Here is a 17,434-nt window from a genome sequence, read left to right as displayed (position 1 = left end):
CACCGTTCAGATACAAGGCCAAAGGAGAATGATGACAAGTAGTCAGAATCGATCCTCCCCAGGGGGATCGCCACGGGGTTCCTCGACCGGCGGGGGCACGGATCCATCCGCCGCCACGGGCGGGACGCCGGTTCGCAGGGCGGTCGCGCTGGGGTCGGTAGGAGCCGATCCGGGCCAGATACTGGCGCCGGCCGTGCCTCCGTCCGGCGGCGCGGCGCGTGCTGAGGGCGAGGCGGCGACACAGTCGCAGCCCAACGCCTCGTCGACCGGAGCGCCGGCTGCGTCCGCGCAGTCCGGTACCACCACGAGCGTTACGACCGAGGAGGCGGAGGCAAGCGCGACGGCGGGCTCGCGACAGCAGGCGGAGCCGGAAGCGGCCGCCAACGGGCGCACGCGTGCACAGACCGCTTTGGCCGCGGCCCCGGATGCCGCGGTCGCGGCCGGGGTGGGCGGAGCCTCCGGTGAAGGAGCCGGGCGCGGGGACGACGCACCGCCCTCGGGGAACCCGAAGAAGCCGTTCCTCGCGGCCGCGGGCATCGCGGGCGTGGTACTCCTCGCGGTCCCACTGCTGATCTGGGCGACGGACGACTCCGAGAAGAAGGACAAGGTGTCGGTGGTCGCCAAGTCCGACACCATCCTGGAGGACGAGCCCATGGGCGCGCCGCAGGGTGACTACGCGGCAGACAAGCCCAAGGCGGAGCCCAAGCCGAAGGCGAAGCCCAAGGCCCAGGCCAAGCCCGATCTGCCGAATATGGTCAAGGCGGTCCTGCCGCCGTTGCCTTCGGAAGAGAAGGAGTCTGCCCCCAAGGAGGACGGAGAGCCGAAGAAAGAGGCTGCCCGTTCATTGAAGGCGGAGGCTCCCAAGCCTGCGACGAACACCGCGGCATCCGCTGTCCAGCAGCTGGCCACGCAGAGTCCGGGGCGGCACATCTGCTACCGGGCCTTTGTGGCGAACAGCGGCTGGCAGCGTGCGGTGTGCGACGGTGCCACTGCAGGCACGGAGGGGAAGGGGACGACCATCAAGGCCCTCGACATCTCCGTGGCAGGCACCAACGGGACATCCGCCACCGCGTACTTCCACGAGGTCGGCTGGAAGAATCCGTGGAAGAGCGTGACCAACGGCGCCGACCTCTACATCGGCACTGCCAAGAACTCGGCAGTGAGCCTCTCCGGGTTCGCCATCAGCGTGCGTGAAGGCAACATCTGCCAGAACACGCACGTCAGCGAGTCGGGATGGCTGGGTCTGGGCTGTGACACGCCTCAGACCTCCAACAACTACATCTTCGGCGGCGCCGTGGAAAAGAAGCGTACGCTCGAAGCCGTGCGGTTCACCGTGTGACAGCGCCTGCGTTGATCGATGTTGATCGACCGTAACGAGAACGCCCGCCGGATCGACTTCCGGCGGGCGTTCTTGTTCGCGGGGTTGCAGGCTTGTTCGCGGGGTTACAGGGCAGCTTCGTGCCGTGCGGGTGGCAGATCCGCGGGCAGCAGCGTCGTGAGGTCGGCGAGGCTGGGCGACTGAAGCCCGCCCAGCCGCCGGGCCTGGCTGGTCATCATGGCCTCCAGCAGCTGACGGGCGAGCCTGGCGTTACCGAAGAAGCGGTCCCGCGGGATCGCGTCCACGTGGGCGCGCAGGGTCGCCAGAGTGTCGCTGCCGCACTCGTAACCGGACGCGGCGGCGTGCCGGGAGACGATCGTGACCAGCTCGTCCGTGCTGTAGTCCTCGAACTGCACGTACTTGGAGAACCGGGAGGACAGCCCGGGGTTGGAGGCGAGGAAGCGCTCCATCTCCTCGGTGTATCCGGCGACGATGACCACGACCTCGTCGCGGTGGTCCTCCATCAGTTTCAGGAGGGTGTCGACGGCCTCGCGTCCGAAGTCGTTGGAGGATCCTTCGGGGGTGAGGGTGTAGGCCTCGTCGATGAACAGCACGCCTCCCAGCGCGCTGTTGAAGACGTCCTTGGTGCGCTGCGCGGTGTGCCCGATGTACTGGCCCACCAGGTCGGCGCGGGCCACCTCCACCAGGGCGGGGCGGGGCAGTACTCCCAGCGAGTGCAGGAGTTTGGCGTACAGCCGGGCCACGGTGGTCTTTCCGGTGCCGGGCGGCCCGGTGAAGACGAGATGGTTGCTGATCTTCGCGGTGGGCAGCCCCGCCGCGAGCCGGTGCCGGGCGTTCGACAGCAGATTCACCAGATCGGTGACCTCCTGCTTCACCGCCCCGAGGCCCACCATGGCCGTGAGATCGGCCATGGGATCGTCCACGTCGTCGGTGTTCTGCGGCGTTCCGTCGACGGCCGCAGCCTCGGTGTCCCCGACGTCCTGCGGCAGCAGCAGGGTCAGATCGCTCTCGGCCGGGTCCGCCATGGACGCCAGCCGGAACGCCTGCCGGTCCACCATGTCCTCGAAGACCCCGCGCGCTGCCCGGCCGTTGCCGAAGGACGCGTCGCGTTTCATGCCCTCGAAGCGTACGGCCAGGGCCTCCCGGGTCAGCGGACCGAGCTCGAACTGGTGCTGGCTGCACATGCCCTCGGTGATGGTCACCAGCTCGTCCACGGAATAGTTGCCGAACTCGATGGTGCGGGTGAAACGGGAGGCAAGCCCGGGGTTGGCGGACACGAACGAGTCCATCTGCTCGGAGTATCCGGCCGCCACCACGACCACGTCCTCGCGGTGGTCCTCCATCAGTTTCAGGAGGGTGTCGACGGCCTCGCGTCCGAAGTCGTTGGAGGATCCTTCGGGGGTGAGGGTGTACGCCTCGTCGATGAACAGCACGCCTCCCAGCGCGCTGTTGAAGGCCTCGGTGGTCTTGATGGCCGTACCACCGATGATCTGGGCCACCAGATCGGCGCGTGCTACCTCGACCAGATGCCCGCTGCGCAGCACGCCCAGGTCCGCCAGGATGCTCCCGTACAGCCGGGCGACAGTGGTCTTACCGGTGCCGGGCGGCCCGGCGAAGATCAGATGCCGGCTCATCGAGGGAACCGGCATGCCGAGGCGGCGGCGGTGCTCCGCCAGCTGGTTGAGATTGACCAGGGTGGTCACCTGGTGCTTGACGTTCTCCAGGCCGATGAGCGACTCCAGAGCGGCCATGGGGCCCTCCGGCTCGGTCCCCTTCGCGGACTGGCCCGGTGCCCCGGTCCCGCCCGTCGACTCGACGCTCTCGCCCCAGGTGTCCGTGGCGCCGTTGTCCGCGCTGGTCAGGAAGTCGACCGAGAGCCGGTCGCCCGATTGGCTCTGCCGCAGTCCCGCCCCCCGGTTGTCGCGTACCACGCACCGGGTGACGGTGATGGGCTCGGTGCTGTCGATCCGTACGCCGTCGCCTGTGCTGCCGGTGACCTCGCAGGCGGTGAGCGAGGCCCGGCCGCCGCGCGCCACCTGGATGCCGTGGGCCTTCGAGCCGCTCACCCGGACCCGGTCCAGCGCGACCTCGCCGCTGTCCTGGACGCTCACACCCGCGTCGGCGCTGTCCCTGATCTCGCAGTCCCGCAGGGTGCCCCGTCCGCGCTCGCCGATGAGGACGCCGGACCGGGCGGCGGAGCGGATCACGGTGTCGCTGACCTCGGGGTCGGCGTCATCGCCGATGCTCAGCGCGCAGCCGCCCGCCGAGTCGATCTCGCAGTGCTCCAGGCGCCCGCGGCCGCCGTCGCTGATCTCGATGCCGTGGCCGCCCGCCCCGACGACCCTGGCGTGGCGCAGCAGCGGGTTGGCGGACGAGCTGACGGAGATGCCGACCCCGGCCGCGTCCAGCACCTCCAGGCGTTCGAACTCGGCCGTGGAGTCGTCCGCGATCAGCACTGCCCCCGAGGTGTCGGCGCAGTCCCGTACCACCGTGTCCCGCAGCAGCGGGGAACTGCCTTCGACGATCCGGATGGCGGGCTGGGCCGCGGCGTGGAACTCGCAGCCCTCCAGGGTCCCGCGCGAGCGGTCGAGTACGAGCAGTCCGCTCTGCTTGGTGCGCCGGGTGACGCAGCGCCGCAGCAGGGGGTCGGCGCCGCCGGAGATGACGATGGCGCTCTGGGAAATGGAGTCGAACGAGGTCTCCTCGACCTCGGGACGGGAGACGCTGCTCACCAGCAGCCCCACAGCGGTGTGGTGGACGGTGCACCCCACAACCCGGGTCGAGCTGTGGCCCTCCAGTGCGATGGCGGGCTTGTCGGTGCCGGAGATGTCACAACCTTCCACGGTGCCTCTGGCCTCGCCGCTGGCGAGAATGCCGTTGGCCCGCGCGCCGCGTATCTTGCAGCCGCGGACGAGGGGTCTTGCCGTCTCGCCGATGACCACCGCGGAGCTGCCGAAGTTCTCGAACACACAGTCCTCGATGACGCTTTCCGTCTCCGAGGAGTCGACGATCCCGGCGCCGCCGGGGTTGCTGATCCGGCAGCCGCGGGCGGCCAGCGAGCCCTTGCCGCGGACCAGCAACGCCGTCCACCCCGAGCCGGTGACGGAGCATCCGTCGAGGGCGGCCTGGCCGGTCGGTATGTCCACGACCGCCAATTCCTTGTCGCGTCCGCGCAGGGTCAGACCGCTGAGCATGACGGCGTCGGCCATGAGGCTGACGGCCGTGCCGGCGCGCGGGCAGATCTCGACGGCCCCCGGCTCGCCCTCGGCGACGATCGTCACCCGGTTCCTGATGACGAGATTCTCGGCATAGCGCCCGGGGCGCACCCGGATCACCGCCCCGGTGCGTGCCTGGGCCAGTGCCTCACCGATCGTCTGGAAGCTGTCCGTCCGTTCCGGGCAGACCGTGAGTATTTGCCGTGCCACGCGCCTCGAACCTCCTCGTGTTTCTGGGTCTTTGGCTCTGCCCTGTGCGTCTACCTGAGTATGGCACGCGCATATCATACGTATAATGTGAACTATCATGAAATACAGCTATGTTGGCTTCGTCCTGGCTACCGCTGTGATGCTTCCGGTCACCGGTGTGCCCGCCTTCGCCGCGGGGGCCGACGACCGCCCTGGCGCCATGTTGCTGCCTCCGCTGCCCGTGCGCCTCGGCAAGGACAGTCCGTGCACCGAGGCCTCGAAGGAGACGGCCACCGGGGCGGCGTGGTCCCAGGCGGCTCTCGGGCTGTCGCGGGCCCAGCGGATCTCCCGGGGGGCCGGGGTGACCGTCGCGGTGGTCGACACCGGGGTCTTCTCCGGCGCGCCCAGCCTGGCCGGACGGACAACGGCTCTCGACGGAGCCGGTGAGGACTGCGTGGGGCACGGCACCTTCGCGGCCGGTCTCATCGCCGCCGCCCCGGAGAAGGGCAGCGGTATCAGCGGGGTCGCCCCGCAGGCCGAGATCATCGCCCTGCGCGGGACCAACGACCGCGGTGTGCCCTCGTCGCAGCTCGTCGCCCTCGGTATCCGCGAGGCCGCCGACCGGGGCGCGCAGGTCATCTACGTCGGCCAGGCCCTGCGTACCGGCAGGGCGGAGATCACCGCGGCCGTCGCCTACGCCGCGCAGCATGAGGCACTCGTCGTCGCCCCCGCCGCCCCGGACGCACTGCCCCGCGAGGAGCGAGGGCCCAATGGCGAGATGCCGCAGGGGCCGTACTGGCCGGCCGCCGCGCCGGGAGTGCTGTCCGTCGTGGACTTCGGGCCCACCGGCGCTCGGCAGAAGAACGCCCCGCCCGCCCATGAGCCGGATCTGGCGGCGCCCGGCAGCTCCATGGTCAGCGTCGGGCCGAAGGGCTCCGGCCACTACATCGGCTCCGGCGCTTCGCTGGCCGCGGCCGGTGTCGCGGGAGCCGCCGCGCTCGTACGGGCATACCGGCCCGAGATGAGTGCCGCGGAGGTCTCCGAGCAGTTGCTCGCGACCACCTACCCGTCGGACACCCCTCGGCTCGACCCGTACGCCGCGCTGTCCATCGTCCCGGAACAGGGCAAGCGGGTTCCCGCACAGGCTGTCCCCGCGCACCTTCCGGAGCCCGCCGACCTCGGCCCCCGGAACCGGGCCCTGGCAATCGCCGGGGTGGGACTGACGGTGATCCTGCTGATCGGAGGCGCGGCAGCGGTGATCCCCCGTGGCCGCGCCAGGAGTTGGCTGCCGCCCGGCCGGCAGCCGTAGGTCACTGCCCGCGGGCAGTGACCTACGCGCGGACGACCCCGTCGCCCGCGCGGGGCCCGGTGCACGTACTCGTCGTACGGTCGGATTCGCCCGCCCGGACATCGCGCGAGGACTGCCCTCCCCGGCCGGGAGCCGGGTGCAGGGAGGGCCGGGGGAACCGACCGCACACGATGTGCGGGACATCAGCGTTCGTCCTCCAGCAGCGCGGTCTGCACCTGGAGCGTCTTGCGCCGGGCGATGCGCACCGCCCGGCCGGGGATCAGCTCGCGGCCCTTCACGCTGCCGAAGAGGTAGCCCTCGCTCGGCGGGCAGGACAGCAGCAGGCCGGGCGTGTTGACCTCCTGGAGCCTGCGCAGCAGCGACTCGTTGAGGCCGCGCCCGGCTCCGGCGGAGGAGCGGGCCACGATCAGGTGCAGGCCGACCTCGTGCCCGAGCGCCAGATGGTCGAGCAGCGGGGCGAACGGCTGCGCCATGGGACCGCTGCCGATCATGTCGTAGTCGTCGACCAGGATGAACAGCCGTGGCCCCTGCCACCAGTCGCACAGCCTCATGCGTGACGGGGCGATGTCCTCGCCGGGAACCCGCTGCTTGACCGCCCTGGCCGCACCGTCCACGAGATCCTTCAGCATGTCCAGCGACACGGCGGTCCCGAGCCGGTAGGCCTCGGGGACGCTCTCCACCAGCTCCCGCCGGTAGTCCACCGTCATGATGCGGGCCTCGGCGGGTGTGTACCGGTCGGTGATGCCCTTGGCGATCACCCGCAGCATATTGGTCTTGCCGGACTCGCTGTCGCCCACCACGATCATGTGCGGGTTCTCGGAGAAGTCGTGCCACACCGGGGCGAGTTCGTTCTCGTCCAGGCCGATGGCGATCCGCAGTCCGTTGTCGCCCTCCGCCGGGGGAAGGTCACCGACGGGCAGGCTGGTCGGCAGCATCCGCACCCGGGGCGCGGCCGGGCCCGTCCAGTTCTCGCTGATCGCGGAGACGAGACCGGCGACACCGTCGGCGAGGTCGTCGGCGTCCTCGACCCCGTCGACGCGCGGCAGCGCCGACAGATAGTGCAGCTTCTCGGAGGTCAGGCCCCGGCCGGGGCTGCGTGGAATCGCCGCCGCCTTGCGGGAGTCGATCTGGGAGTCCATGGGGTCACCCATCCGCAACTCCATCCGGGTGCCCGTCTGGTCGCGTACGGAGGACGACAGCTCCACCCAGCGGCCCGTGGTGATCACCAGGTGGACGCCGTAGTTGAGGCCGCGGGCGGCGAGCGCGTTGAAGGCGGGTATGTGCCGGTCGAAGTCCTGACGCACGGTGGACCAGCCGTCGATCACCAGGAAGACATCGCCGTGCGGCTCGTCGGGGAACTCGCCGGCCGCGCGCCGCTTGCGGTACGTGGGCATGGAGTCGATGCCCTGCTCCAGGAAGAACCGCTCCCGCTTGCTGAGCAGCGTACTGACCTCGGCGATGACACGTCCCACCCGCTCGGAGTCGACGCGGGCCGCCACCCCGCTCATATGGGGCAGTCCATCGAGGGCGGCGAGGGTGCCGCCGCCGAAGTCCAGGCAGTAGAACTGCACTTCGCGCGGGGTGTGGGTGAGGGCGAGCGCGGTGATGAGGGTCCTCAGCAGGGTGCTCTTGCCGCTCTGCGGGCCGCCGGCGATCGCCACATGGCCACCGGCCCCCGACAGATCCACCGTCAGCAGATCACGGAGCTGGTCGAACGGCCGGTCCACGATGCCCACCGGCACGGCGAGTTTGCCCCGCAGCGGCCAGTCGGCCGTGGTGAGGCCGTACCGCGGATCGGGTGTCAGCGGAGGCAGGATCTGGTCCAGGGTGGACGGCGTCTCCAGCGGCGGCAGCCACACCTGGTGGGCGGGCGGTCCTGAGTGCCGCAGCCGGTCGATCGCCACCGACAGCAGAGTCTCGCCGCTCTCCTCGTCGGCGCCCTCGGCCTCAGGCTCCTCCTCGGCCTCGCCGGTCAGGTCAGGGTCGGCGGGCGCACGCGGCACCACCCACTGCGCCGTCCACGGCACCACCTGACGTGCCACCTGCGCCTGGATGACGTTGCGGCGCCGCTCGTACGGGCCCGAGACGTACGCGGCACGGAAGCGGGTCAGCGCGTCGACACCGCTCTTGAGGAAACCGGCACCCGGCTGAGCGGGCAGTTCATAGGCGTCCGGCACGCCCAGCACACCGCGGCTCTCCATCGCGGAGAAGGTGCGCAGGCCGATGCGGTACGACAGATGGCTCTCCAGCTGGTGCATGCGCCCTTCGTCAAGACGCTGCGACGCGAGCAGCAGATGGACCCCGAGCGAGCGCCCCAACCGGCCGATCATGACGAACAGCTCCATGAAGTCACGGTGCGCGGACAGCAGTTCGCTGAACTCGTCGACCACGACGAACAGGCTGGGCAGCGGTTGCAACGGAACCCCGGAGGCCCGCGCCTTCTCGTACTCCAGGGCGGAGGTGTAGTTACCGGCGGCGCGCAGCAGTTCCTGACGACGTATCAGCTCACCGTGCAGGGCGTCCTGCATACGGGAGACCAGCGCCACCTCGTCGGCGAGGTTGGTGATGACGGCGGAGGTGTGCGGCAGCTCGTCGAGGCCGAGGAAGGTCGCGCCGCCCTTGAAGTCGACGAGGATGAAGTTCAGTGTCTCGGAGGAGTTGGTGAGGGCCAGACTCAGCACCAGGGTGCGCAGCAGCTCGCTCTTGCCGGAGCCGGTGGCCCCGATGAGCATGCCGTGCGGGCCCGTACCACCTTGTGCGGACTCCTTGATGTCCAGCTCCACGGGGCGGCCCTCGCCGCTCACCGCGATGGGCACCCGGAGCCGGGCACTGCCGGTGTACCGCTGCCACAGTGTGGCCGGTTCGTGCCGGTGCAGATCGGGAATGTTCAGCAGCGCGGTCAGCTCGACATCGTTGGAGAACGGCTTGGAGTCGTCGCTGCCCATGCTCATCCGATAGGGCGCGAGCAGCCGGGCGAGCGCCAGCGCTCCCACCGGTCCGAACCGGTCCGGCTTGCCGAGCGGCGTCGACTGCTCCTTGCGGTCGCGGTCGGTGCGTACCAGCGCGACGCTTTCCTCTTCCACCTCCAGGCGCAAGGTGGTACGGCCGGGCTTCCAGGCCAGGGCGCCCGTGAGGTCGAGCACCACCGCGTTGCGGAACCCCTGGCCGTCGAAGCGGTGGCCGGCGGGAAGGGTGCAGCCGTCGATCACGATGACCGTGTACGGCTCCTCACGCCCCGGGGCCGCATCGGGGTCCGCGCCCGGCCGCTCGTGGAACTCGGCACCGAGCAGGTTCTCCAGCTCGTTGAAGGCCGAGGTGACCATACGGACCGGTCCGGCGCCGTCCTCCTCGTACCGGTGGAGAGTGTGCGGGAGCCACTTTGCCCACTCCCACTCGGAACGCCGCTCGTCCGAGACACACAGTGCGATCCACAGGTCGTCGGGGGAGTGGAACACCGCCAACTGCCCGAGCAGGCCGCGCACCAGAGCACGTATCTCGTCCTCGTCACCGCGGAAGAGCACCTTCGACCAGGCACGCAGATAGATGGCGATGGGCTGGTCGCGCACGGTCGAATAGGCCTTGGTGAAGCTGCGCAGGGCATGCGCGGACAGCGGTTCGAGGTCCTCGACGGGCTTGGTCGACAGCGGGGTCAGCTTCATCGCGATGCGCTGGTCACCGACGCCCATCCGGACTTCCGCGAAGTCCTCGTCGGACGCGCGGCGCTCCCACAGCCGGGTGGTGCGCACGAAGGACGACAGGGCGTCGGGGGCGGGGTGGCGCCAGGAGAGGGCCTCCTGCTGATCAACGATGGAGCCCCGCACCTTGCGGCGCGTCTGCCGCAGGTAGCGCAGGTAGTCGCGGCGTTCGCCCTTCATCCGCTGTTTGCGTTCGGAGTTGCGCTTCATGACCTGGCCGATCATCATCGCCGCCGAGGCCACCACCATCATGCCGAGCGCGATATAGATGAATCCGCCGCTGGACCGGGCCATACCGGGCCGCATGAACATCATCATCATGGAGACGGACATCAGCGCCATCGGCAAGTATTGATCCGAAACGGTTGTGATTCTGGGTCGTTGAGCTGTCTGTGAGTGAACTGGTGGGGGATGCGCGGCATTTGTTGACGTCGGCGCAGGAGGCGTTGCGGCTGCGGGCGGCGGCCGCGCTGAGGGCGGGCCGGGACCGTGGGGACGTGGCGGCGGTGTTCGGGGTGTCGTTGAAGGCGGTGGACAAGTGGCGGGCGAAGAGGTGGGCCGGGGGCCGGGAGGCGTTGCTGGCCCGGACGAAGGGCCGCCCAGTGGGGGTGCACCAGATGCTGCCGGAGGCCGGGCAGGCGGCGGTGCGGCAGGCGGTTCTCGATCACCGGCCGTGCGAGGTGGGACTGGTGGGGCAGTTGTGGACGCGGCGGCTGGTGGGTGAGCTGATCGCGAACCTGTGTGAGCGGGGGCGGGGGAGGTGGCGCCGACATTGGTGATGGCTAACTACGGCGCCAAGGCCCGTCAGCGGTCCTGCGGTTGGTGGGGCGGGTGGTGGGGGTGCGAACGGCGATGCGGGTGATGTCGTCGCTACCGGGCCTATTGAGCCGAAACTGATTGGTTGCCTGGTCGTTGGTCGGGTGTGATCGAGGGTGGGGACATGCGGCGGCTGTCGCCTGGGGCGCAGGAGGATCTGCGGCTGCGGGTGGTGGCCGCGTTGGAGTCGGGGCGGGTGGCGACGTACGGCCAGGCCGCGGAGGTGTTCGGTGTTGCCGAGCGGTCGGTGGGCACCTGGTGGCGGGCGTTCAAGTCCGGCGGCAGGCAGGCGTTGCTGGCACCCGAGCGTGAATCCAGGGCGGGCAGGGGCGAGTTGATCGACGACTCCGCTCGCGGTGCGGTGTTGCAGGCGATGCGTGACTACACCCCGGCCGATCTGGGGCAGAGCGGGGTGATGTGGACCCGCGCCTCGGTCCGGGTCTTGATCCGGCTGGTATGCGGGGTCTCGATGACGGAACAGGGGGTGGGCAAGTGGCTGCGCCGGCACGGCTTCACGCCACAGCGTCCCGCACGCCGTTCCTACCGGCAGCAGGACGAACAGGTACGGGCCTGGCTGGAGGACGAGTACCCGGCGATCGCCGCGCGGACCCGGAAGGAGAAGGCCGAGCTGGTCTGGGCCGACCAGTGCGGACTGCGCTCGGACACCGCCCCGCCCGGACGCTCCTGGGCCCCGGCCGGACACACCCCGCTGGTGCGGGTCAACGGCCGCCGCTTCAAGGTCAACATCATGTCGGCGGTCGCCTCACGGGGCGCCCTGTGGTTCACCGTCTTCCCGGAGAAGTTCACCGCGAAGGTGTTCTGTGCCTTCCTCGACCGCCTCGCCACGCAGGCCCGGCGCAAGGTCCACGTCATCGTCGACCGGCACCCCGTACACCGCAGCAAGGCCGTCAAACGGTGGCTCGCGGCGAACACCGACCGGATCGAACTGCACCTCATGCCGGGTTACAGCCCCGAACTCAACCCCGACGAGCTGCTGAACGCCGACCTGAAACACCACGTCCACGCCGCCCGCACCACCTCGACCGACGATCTCGCCCGCGAGACACGACGCTTCCTGCACCGCCGACAGCACCAACCCCACATCGTCTCCGGCTACTTCCACGCCCGGCACGTCCGCTACACGATTCAGTAGGCAACCCACCAGTTTCGGCTCAATATGTCCATATCGCGGAACTGTCCGGCGTAACTTCCGGAAGCGTCGGCGGTTCCTGAAGACTCAGGTCGCCCGACGGCAATTCCGGACCTTTGCGGCGAGCCGGCCTGCGGAACAGGATCACGCTCAACGAATGGCTCCTCGATGATGTCGGAATGTTTCCGTGCCAACGCCGAGGCGGCAGCCGGTCTTTACCGGAATCGGCGGCGATACCCGGTTTCCCGTATGGGCGATGGAGTCGGCGCAGCGAAAGCGAAATGTCTCGCATTGCGGATGAAGTAGGGTCTCGCGCCAAGCCGCAGATTTTCCGAATGGACTCTGCGGAACGCAGTATGGGACGTTGTATTCTTCAGCGGTGTATCGAACGCGGCCGGCCGACAACTCGTCCGGCGCGTAACACGCCCGACGTGTCGTCACCTTCAGTGACCTACCAGCGTGCCGCTTCCCACCTTCCAGCCACCGCGCATCCCGCAGTCCGCCAGAAAGTGTGAACCCGAAGCCCATGACAGAGATTCAGGCGGCAAGCCTGTGCCGCGTCACCGTACGTGCTCCGGCCAGGACCGTCGACCTGGCCGTACCCTCCGATGTCTCCGTTGCCGATCTGCTGCCCACTGTGATCAGTTACGGAGGCGACGATCTGGAGGAATCCGGCCTGGAGCACGGTGGTTGGATACTGCAACGCCTCGGCGGCCCACCGCTCGACCCCGAGAGTACCTTGGACTCCCTCGGCCTGCGCGACGGCGAGGTCCTTGCTCTGCGACCACGTGCCGAGGCGCTCCCGGAGGTGCACCTCGACGACCTGGTGGACGGTATTTCCGACACCATGCGGCAGCGTCCGCACAGTTGGAGTGCGGAAGCCGGCCGTCGTCTGCTGCACGCCATGGCCATCGCCACACTCACCCTGGGCATGGTGTTCCTGGCCCTGCCGGGCTCGCCCGGCTGGCTGCGGGCGCTCGCGGCCTCGGCCGCCGGACTGCTGCTGATAGCCGGGGCGGGCTCCGCCACCCGTGCCGTCGGTGACTCCGGGGCGGGCTTGATGCTCGGCATCATGGCAACCCCCTACTTCGCACTGGCGGGCTGGCTGCTGCCCGGCGGGGAGCTGGGCGGCGCCGACGGTGATGCCGTGCTGGGTGCCCGGCTGTTGGCGGCCTCCGCCGCCGGTGGTGGCGCGGCGGTGCTCGCGCTGGCCGCCGTCGGTATGTATCCGGCCCTGTTCCTCGGGACGGCCTCGGTCGCCGTGGCGGGGGCACTTGGAGCCTCGCTGATCATCCTGGATCTGGCGCCGGAGCATGCGGCCGGCCTGGTCGCCGTCGTGGTGGTGCTGTTCGGCGGCTTCGTGCCCTCGCTGTCGTTCAGGCTCTCCGGGATGCGGATGCCGCCGCTGCCGACCAACGTCCAGCAGCTGCAGGAGGGGATCGACCCGTATCCCGCCTCGGACGTCGAAGCCCGCGCCATGCTGGCGGACGGCTGGATGACCGCCTTCTACACGGTCATCGGCCTGATCTGCCTGCCCTGCCTCGCGATGCTCATGGTCGAGCCTGATCTCTCCCGGGTCCTCACCGTCGTAGCCCTGTCGCTTCTGTTGCTGCTGCACAGCAGGGGACTGGGCAACGTCCTGCAGCGGATCGCGCTGACCACCGCCGGGGCCTGGGGCGTGGCACTGCTGCTGTTCGAGGCGGCACTGGCCTTCGACGCGACGGACCGGCTGACCCTGACGGCAGGCCTGCTGGCTCTGGCGGCCGTGATCACGATTGCCTCATGGACCGTGCCAGGACGCCGCCTGCTGCCGTACTGGGGACGAGCGGCCGAGCTGCTGCACTCGCTCGCCGCCATCAGCATGCTGCCACTGACGCTCTGGTCGATGGGCGTCTACGGCGCTCTCCGCGGCATCAACGGCTGATCCGGGAGACGGACCATGCACAGCAAACGAGACCAAGTACAGGCTCATCTCTTCGTCATGGGGCGACTGGCCTCGGCCATGCTGCGGGCCGAACCCGACGACCCGGAGAGCCCCCTGGGCAGAACCAACCGCGGCGCCGCGATAGGCGTGCTCATCGCCATCCTGGTGTGCGTCGGGGCCTTTGTCTTCGGGCTCATCAAACCGGGCGGGAACGAATCCTGGCGCACCTCGCAGGACCTCGTCGTCGACAAACAGACAGGCGCGCGGTACCTGTACCTGGACGGACGGCTGCGCCCCGTACGCAACTACGCCTCGGCCCAGTTGATAGCCGGCGGCGGCATCGGTGTCACGACGGTGGGTACGTCCTCGCTCGCCGGCACACCGCACGGGGCGCCCATCGGCATCGCGGACGGGCCCGAGGCGCTGCCGGGCCCGGGTGACCTGGACAGCAAGCCATGGCTGGTGTGTTCCGGCGTCCTGCCGAGGACGACGGGCGTCGTCACGGCCACCACGATGCTCGCCATCGGTATGGAGGAGGCCCAGAAGGTGCCCGGCGGACGGCGGCTGGGGGAGGCCGATGGACTGCTGGTCTCCGGGCCGGGCGGCACCACGTATCTCCTGTGGCAGGGCAGCAGGCTGCCCCTGGACGAGCGGGCCAACGCGGCCGAGGCCCTGGGGTACGGGGATGTCACTCCGCGCCCCGTCGCGGCCGCCTTTGTCGACGCCTTCCCGCAGGGCCCCGATCTGGCGCCGGTGGAGGTGCCCGGCCGAGGCAAGAATGGACCCGCGCTGGCGGGCCGGAGTACAAAAATCGGGCAGATCTTCCGCGTCGACGTACCCGGCTCGACGCCCCGGTACCACGTGCTGCAGAAGGAGGGCCTGGCCCCGCTGACGGCCACCGGGGCGGCTCTGCTGCTGGGTGACCCGCAGACCCGCGACAAGGCGTACGGGGGTGCCGCCGCGACTGTGGCGACGCTCCAGGCCGACGCGCTGACCGAGCATCTAGCCCCGCGTTCCGATGGCGGTGCACCGAACTCGGGGAAGATGCCGGAGAAGCCGCCGAAGGCGGTCGAGGTCGCCGGCGGTTCTGTCGCGTGCGCGGACGTCGACACCGCGAAGGACGGTGTGCGGGTGGGCACGTCCGTGTTGCCTGGGGGCGCTCTGCCCGAGGCCGTACAGCCACCGGCCCCCGAGGTCGAACCGGGCTGCCTGAAGGTCGACGCCATCGCTGTACGAGCCGGCGGGGGCGCGCTGGTCAGGGCGTTGAGCGCGGGCGGTAGCCCGCTGGGCGACACCACGTATCTGGTGACCGACGAGGGCGTGAAATACCGGTTGCTGTCCCAGGAAGGTGCGAAGGCGTTGGGATACGAGGGTGTTGAGGCACGGGCGATGCCCTCGCCGATGCTGGCCATGCTGCCCAGCGGCCCGGACCTCAGCCCCGAGGCGGCCTCGTCGGGGGAGGCGCGGGTGACACTGCGGTGTCCGGAGAAATAGCCAGGACATAGGAAAAATCGCCCGGCGGTGAATCCGCAGGTTGGGAATTTTTCCGATGCCTCGCGTTCACTTGGTGTTGAGTGCAGGTGTCCGGCTGTGAAGGCGGGAAGGGATGCAATGCCCGGTCTGTCCGGATGGAATGGCATCGCCGCTCAAGTGAGCAACGCCAATTCGGAGTCTTTGCTCAATCGAGCGTTCGCGGGCGTGAGTTGGGCTGCGGTTTTCACTCGGGGGTCAATTGCCAAACAAGTTGCCGCCTGCTTAGCATCTGGTCACCCCATGTCCCGGTGAACCGAAGTGAGTTCGCAGGAGTCACCTTGTCTGCCCACGGGTGTGATGGGCCCACTGGTCGGTGATTTTCGCCGGAAGGAAGTTCTCTCATGGTCATGCAGCAGTCCGAAGAGCATGCGACCCGCAACGGAATCATGGCGCTGGAGCAGGCGTTCAGCGGCGTCCAGGCGTGCCAGCGGGACGTCCAGACCACCTCGCAGAATCTCGCCGCCAATTACGGTGGCTCCGACGGTGGCAAGTACAAGCAGTTGCTGGAGCAGTGGGACGGGCATGTCGACACCATCCTGATCAGTCTGGACCGGATGGTCGACGAGCTCAACACCACCCTCACGGAGCACGGGAAGGTGCAGGGCTCCACGAACGAGACGATCGACGCCGAGTACTCAAGGTCCACGGCTGTGTTCGACGAGCTCAACGGCACCAGCACTTCCTCCTGACCGTAGCCACTCCGCCGGCGTGCCGGCTCGGCACTGTGCTCAGGAAATCACCGTTCAGCAGCCACGGTCCCGCCCACTGACCGTCACTGCGCCCCCGTAGTCGTGGCGAATCGAGGATTTTCATGGACTTTACCGACGGTTACATTTACGTCGACTACAACCATGCGGAGGGTGCGGCCGAAGACATGGTCGCCCAGTCGCAGGCCGTAATGAGCATCATCGAGAACCTGGAAATGGAGCTGTCCGAGCTCAGGAACAGCTGGATCGGTGACGACCGCGACGTCTACAGCGAGGTCCAGGCGAAGTGGGACGGCGCGGTCACGAACATCAAGACCCTGCTCGCCAACCACTCCGGCCTGCTCTCCGAAATTTCCTCCGGCTACCGATACACGGAGCAGAACCTCTCGCAGAGGTGGGGGGACATCCGGATCGGCAGTCGCTGACCGTAAGAAGCGGTCTCCCCTGTCTTCCCCGTGCGCAATGGCGCCGAGGAGGCAGGGGAGACCGGAGAACGATCGGGCGCCGTCGGCCTCAGTTGTTCCGGAGCCGTTCACACTGCCCGGAATCGCAGAAGCCGACGGCGCCCGACGTTTTACCGCAGCTCTTTCGGGAGTCCTGTGCGCGGGACCACTCCGGTCCCCGACGCTGCACCTAAGGGGAACAACGTGGGCAAAGTCACGGTCCTTGACATCGCATTTCTGAAGCTTTTCATCGAGAACCATATTCAGGATTTCTCGGTCGCGCTGGGGAAGCTCGATGTGGATGACGTCGTCGAGGGTCGGGCGATCTCATACATCGCCGACGGTAAATTTGACAATACAACGATCGACTCCAAGAAGCCGCTCGCCATCGGACCCATGGCCGGTGAGGGAGAAAAGGTCGGCGGGGTTGCGTTGAATACGATCATCCAGAAGTCGGCTGCTGAGCTTTCCCGCATCATCGAGGACCACACCGTTCTGTTCGAGGATCTTGAGCAAGCCCTGTGGGACACCATCGAGTTGCTGAAAAAGGATCAGGGCAAGAACCTGGATTCCATCACCACGGACGATTTCATGGACATCTTCGAGGATGTCGACAGCGATCTCGGGAATTCTGGCAGCGGCGAGGATGAGGACTAGGGCGGCTTGCGGCAGGACCGGTAGTCCCTTTTCCTTACGAGCACGCGGAGCACGGTGATGGCCGACGCAGGGCAGAACAACAACGACAAATGGGCTGTAGCAGTTCATCTGCTCACCGGCTATCAGGTGCCGGATCGAACCAAGGTGTTCGACGACTTGCAGGGGAACGACGACATTCCGCTGATGCATGTTCGGCTGCACAAGGTGGGTGGTCCGCAATACGTATCCGGATTCATCAGTTCGGGCGGTGCGAATACGCACAACACCGACTACACCATTCCGTTCTACGGCCCGGCCAGCGGTAGCGCGACAGGAGAAGTATCCGAGGGGAAGTCGCTAAACAGCTATCGGGCGTACATCACGTTCCTGGGTGTCGGCAAGGGCGTACCGAGCGGCGACGACAACCTTCTGGGCATTGAGAGCACCAGTAAGGTCCTGAAGGACAAGGGGGGCTGGA

The 17,434-nt window shown here is 68.5% G+C and carries 11 protein-coding genes and 1 pseudogene; 10 read left to right on the top strand and 2 right to left on the bottom strand.

Annotation, left to right across the window (positions count from 1 at the left end; genetic code table 11):
• Positions 1-193 precede the first annotated feature (193 nt).
• Positions 194-1,339 carry a hypothetical protein gene (locus ABCR94_RS26365; RefSeq protein ID WP_347122530.1) on the top strand — a complete coding sequence of 382 codons (1,146 nt, stop codon included), beginning with the start codon at positions 194-196 and terminating at the stop codon, positions 1,337-1,339.
• Positions 1,340-1,443: 104 nt separating this feature from the next.
• Here the strand turns inward: ABCR94_RS26365 and ABCR94_RS26360 are convergent, their stop codons facing one another.
• Positions 1,444-4,764: a right-handed parallel beta-helix repeat-containing protein gene (locus tag ABCR94_RS26360; protein WP_347122529.1), complete on the bottom strand. Its 3,321-nt coding sequence runs from the start codon at positions 4,762-4,764 to the stop codon at positions 1,444-1,446.
• 97 nt (positions 4,765-4,861) lie between these two features.
• Here ABCR94_RS26360 and ABCR94_RS26355 point away from each other — a divergent pair, with 97 nt between their 5' ends.
• On the top strand, positions 4,862-6,052 hold the full coding sequence (locus tag ABCR94_RS26355) for a S8 family serine peptidase (protein WP_347122528.1): 1,191 nt from the start codon (positions 4,862-4,864) through the stop codon (positions 6,050-6,052).
• Positions 6,053-6,234: 182 nt separating this feature from the next.
• Here ABCR94_RS26355 and eccCa read toward each other — a convergent pair.
• Positions 6,235-10,098, bottom strand: a pseudogene (gene eccCa / locus ABCR94_RS26350) (type VII secretion protein EccCa); the annotation flags it as partial.
• 41 nt (positions 10,099-10,139) lie between these two features.
• Here eccCa and ABCR94_RS26345 point away from each other — a divergent pair.
• The 8 genes from ABCR94_RS26345 to ABCR94_RS26310 form a co-directional block, all read left to right on the top strand.
• A complete protein-coding gene (locus tag ABCR94_RS26345; protein WP_347122527.1) occupies positions 10,140-10,526 on the top strand; it encodes a helix-turn-helix domain-containing protein in 387 nt (128 codons plus the stop codon).
• Between the two features lie 161 nt (positions 10,527-10,687).
• Positions 10,688-11,716, top strand: a complete 1,029-nt coding sequence (locus tag ABCR94_RS26340; RefSeq protein WP_347122526.1) for an IS630 family transposase — start codon at positions 10,688-10,690, stop codon at positions 11,714-11,716.
• A gap of 523 nt (positions 11,717-12,239) precedes the next feature.
• The gene (gene eccD / locus ABCR94_RS26335; RefSeq protein WP_347122525.1) at positions 12,240-13,637 is read left to right on the top strand and encodes a type VII secretion integral membrane protein EccD; all 1,398 of its coding nucleotides are present in this window, start codon (positions 12,240-12,242) and stop codon (positions 13,635-13,637) included.
• A gap of 15 nt (positions 13,638-13,652) precedes the next feature.
• On the top strand, positions 13,653-15,131 hold the full coding sequence (gene eccB, locus ABCR94_RS26330) for a type VII secretion protein EccB (RefSeq protein ID WP_347122524.1): 1,479 nt from the start codon (positions 13,653-13,655) through the stop codon (positions 15,129-15,131).
• A gap of 380 nt (positions 15,132-15,511) precedes the next feature.
• Positions 15,512-15,859, top strand: coding sequence for a hypothetical protein (locus ABCR94_RS26325; protein WP_347122523.1), 348 nt, complete (start codon positions 15,512-15,514; stop codon positions 15,857-15,859).
• 122 nt (positions 15,860-15,981) lie between these two features.
• The gene (locus tag ABCR94_RS26320; RefSeq protein ID WP_347122522.1) at positions 15,982-16,302 is read left to right on the top strand and encodes a WXG100 family type VII secretion target; all 321 of its coding nucleotides are present in this window, start codon (positions 15,982-15,984) and stop codon (positions 16,300-16,302) included.
• 222 nt (positions 16,303-16,524) lie between these two features.
• Positions 16,525-16,977: a type VII secretion system-associated protein gene (locus tag ABCR94_RS26315; protein WP_347122521.1), complete on the top strand. Its 453-nt coding sequence runs from the start codon at positions 16,525-16,527 to the stop codon at positions 16,975-16,977.
• A 57-nt stretch (positions 16,978-17,034) separates the two neighbouring features.
• Positions 17,035-17,434 (top strand): hypothetical protein (locus ABCR94_RS26310; protein ID WP_521977868.1); only part of this gene is annotated, 400 nt, incomplete at its 3' end.

The organism is Streptomyces changchenzhani (assembly GCF_039766235.1).
Classification (GTDB): domain Bacteria; phylum Actinomycetota; class Actinomycetes; order Streptomycetales; family Streptomycetaceae; genus Streptomyces.
Note: the sequence above shows the minus strand (reverse complement) of the source record. Positions and strands in the feature narration are given on the sequence as shown.

Bases quoted from the DNA above. Each gene is read 5' to 3' on its own strand.
- ABCR94_RS26355 (WP_347122528.1), top strand. From the start codon at position 4,862: ATGAAATACAGCTATGTTGGCTTCGTCCTGGCTACCGCTGTGATGCTT.
- ABCR94_RS26340 (WP_347122526.1), top strand. From the start codon at position 10,688: ATGCGGCGGCTGTCGCCTGGGGCGCAGGAGGATCTGCGGCTGCGGGTG.
- eccD (WP_347122525.1), top strand. From the start codon at position 12,240: ATGACAGAGATTCAGGCGGCAAGCCTGTGCCGCGTCACCGTACGTGCT.
- eccB (WP_347122524.1), top strand. From the start codon at position 13,653: ATGCACAGCAAACGAGACCAAGTACAGGCTCATCTCTTCGTCATGGGG.
- ABCR94_RS26325 (WP_347122523.1), top strand. From the start codon at position 15,512: ATGGTCATGCAGCAGTCCGAAGAGCATGCGACCCGCAACGGAATCATG.
- ABCR94_RS26320 (WP_347122522.1), top strand. From the start codon at position 15,982: ATGGACTTTACCGACGGTTACATTTACGTCGACTACAACCATGCGGAG.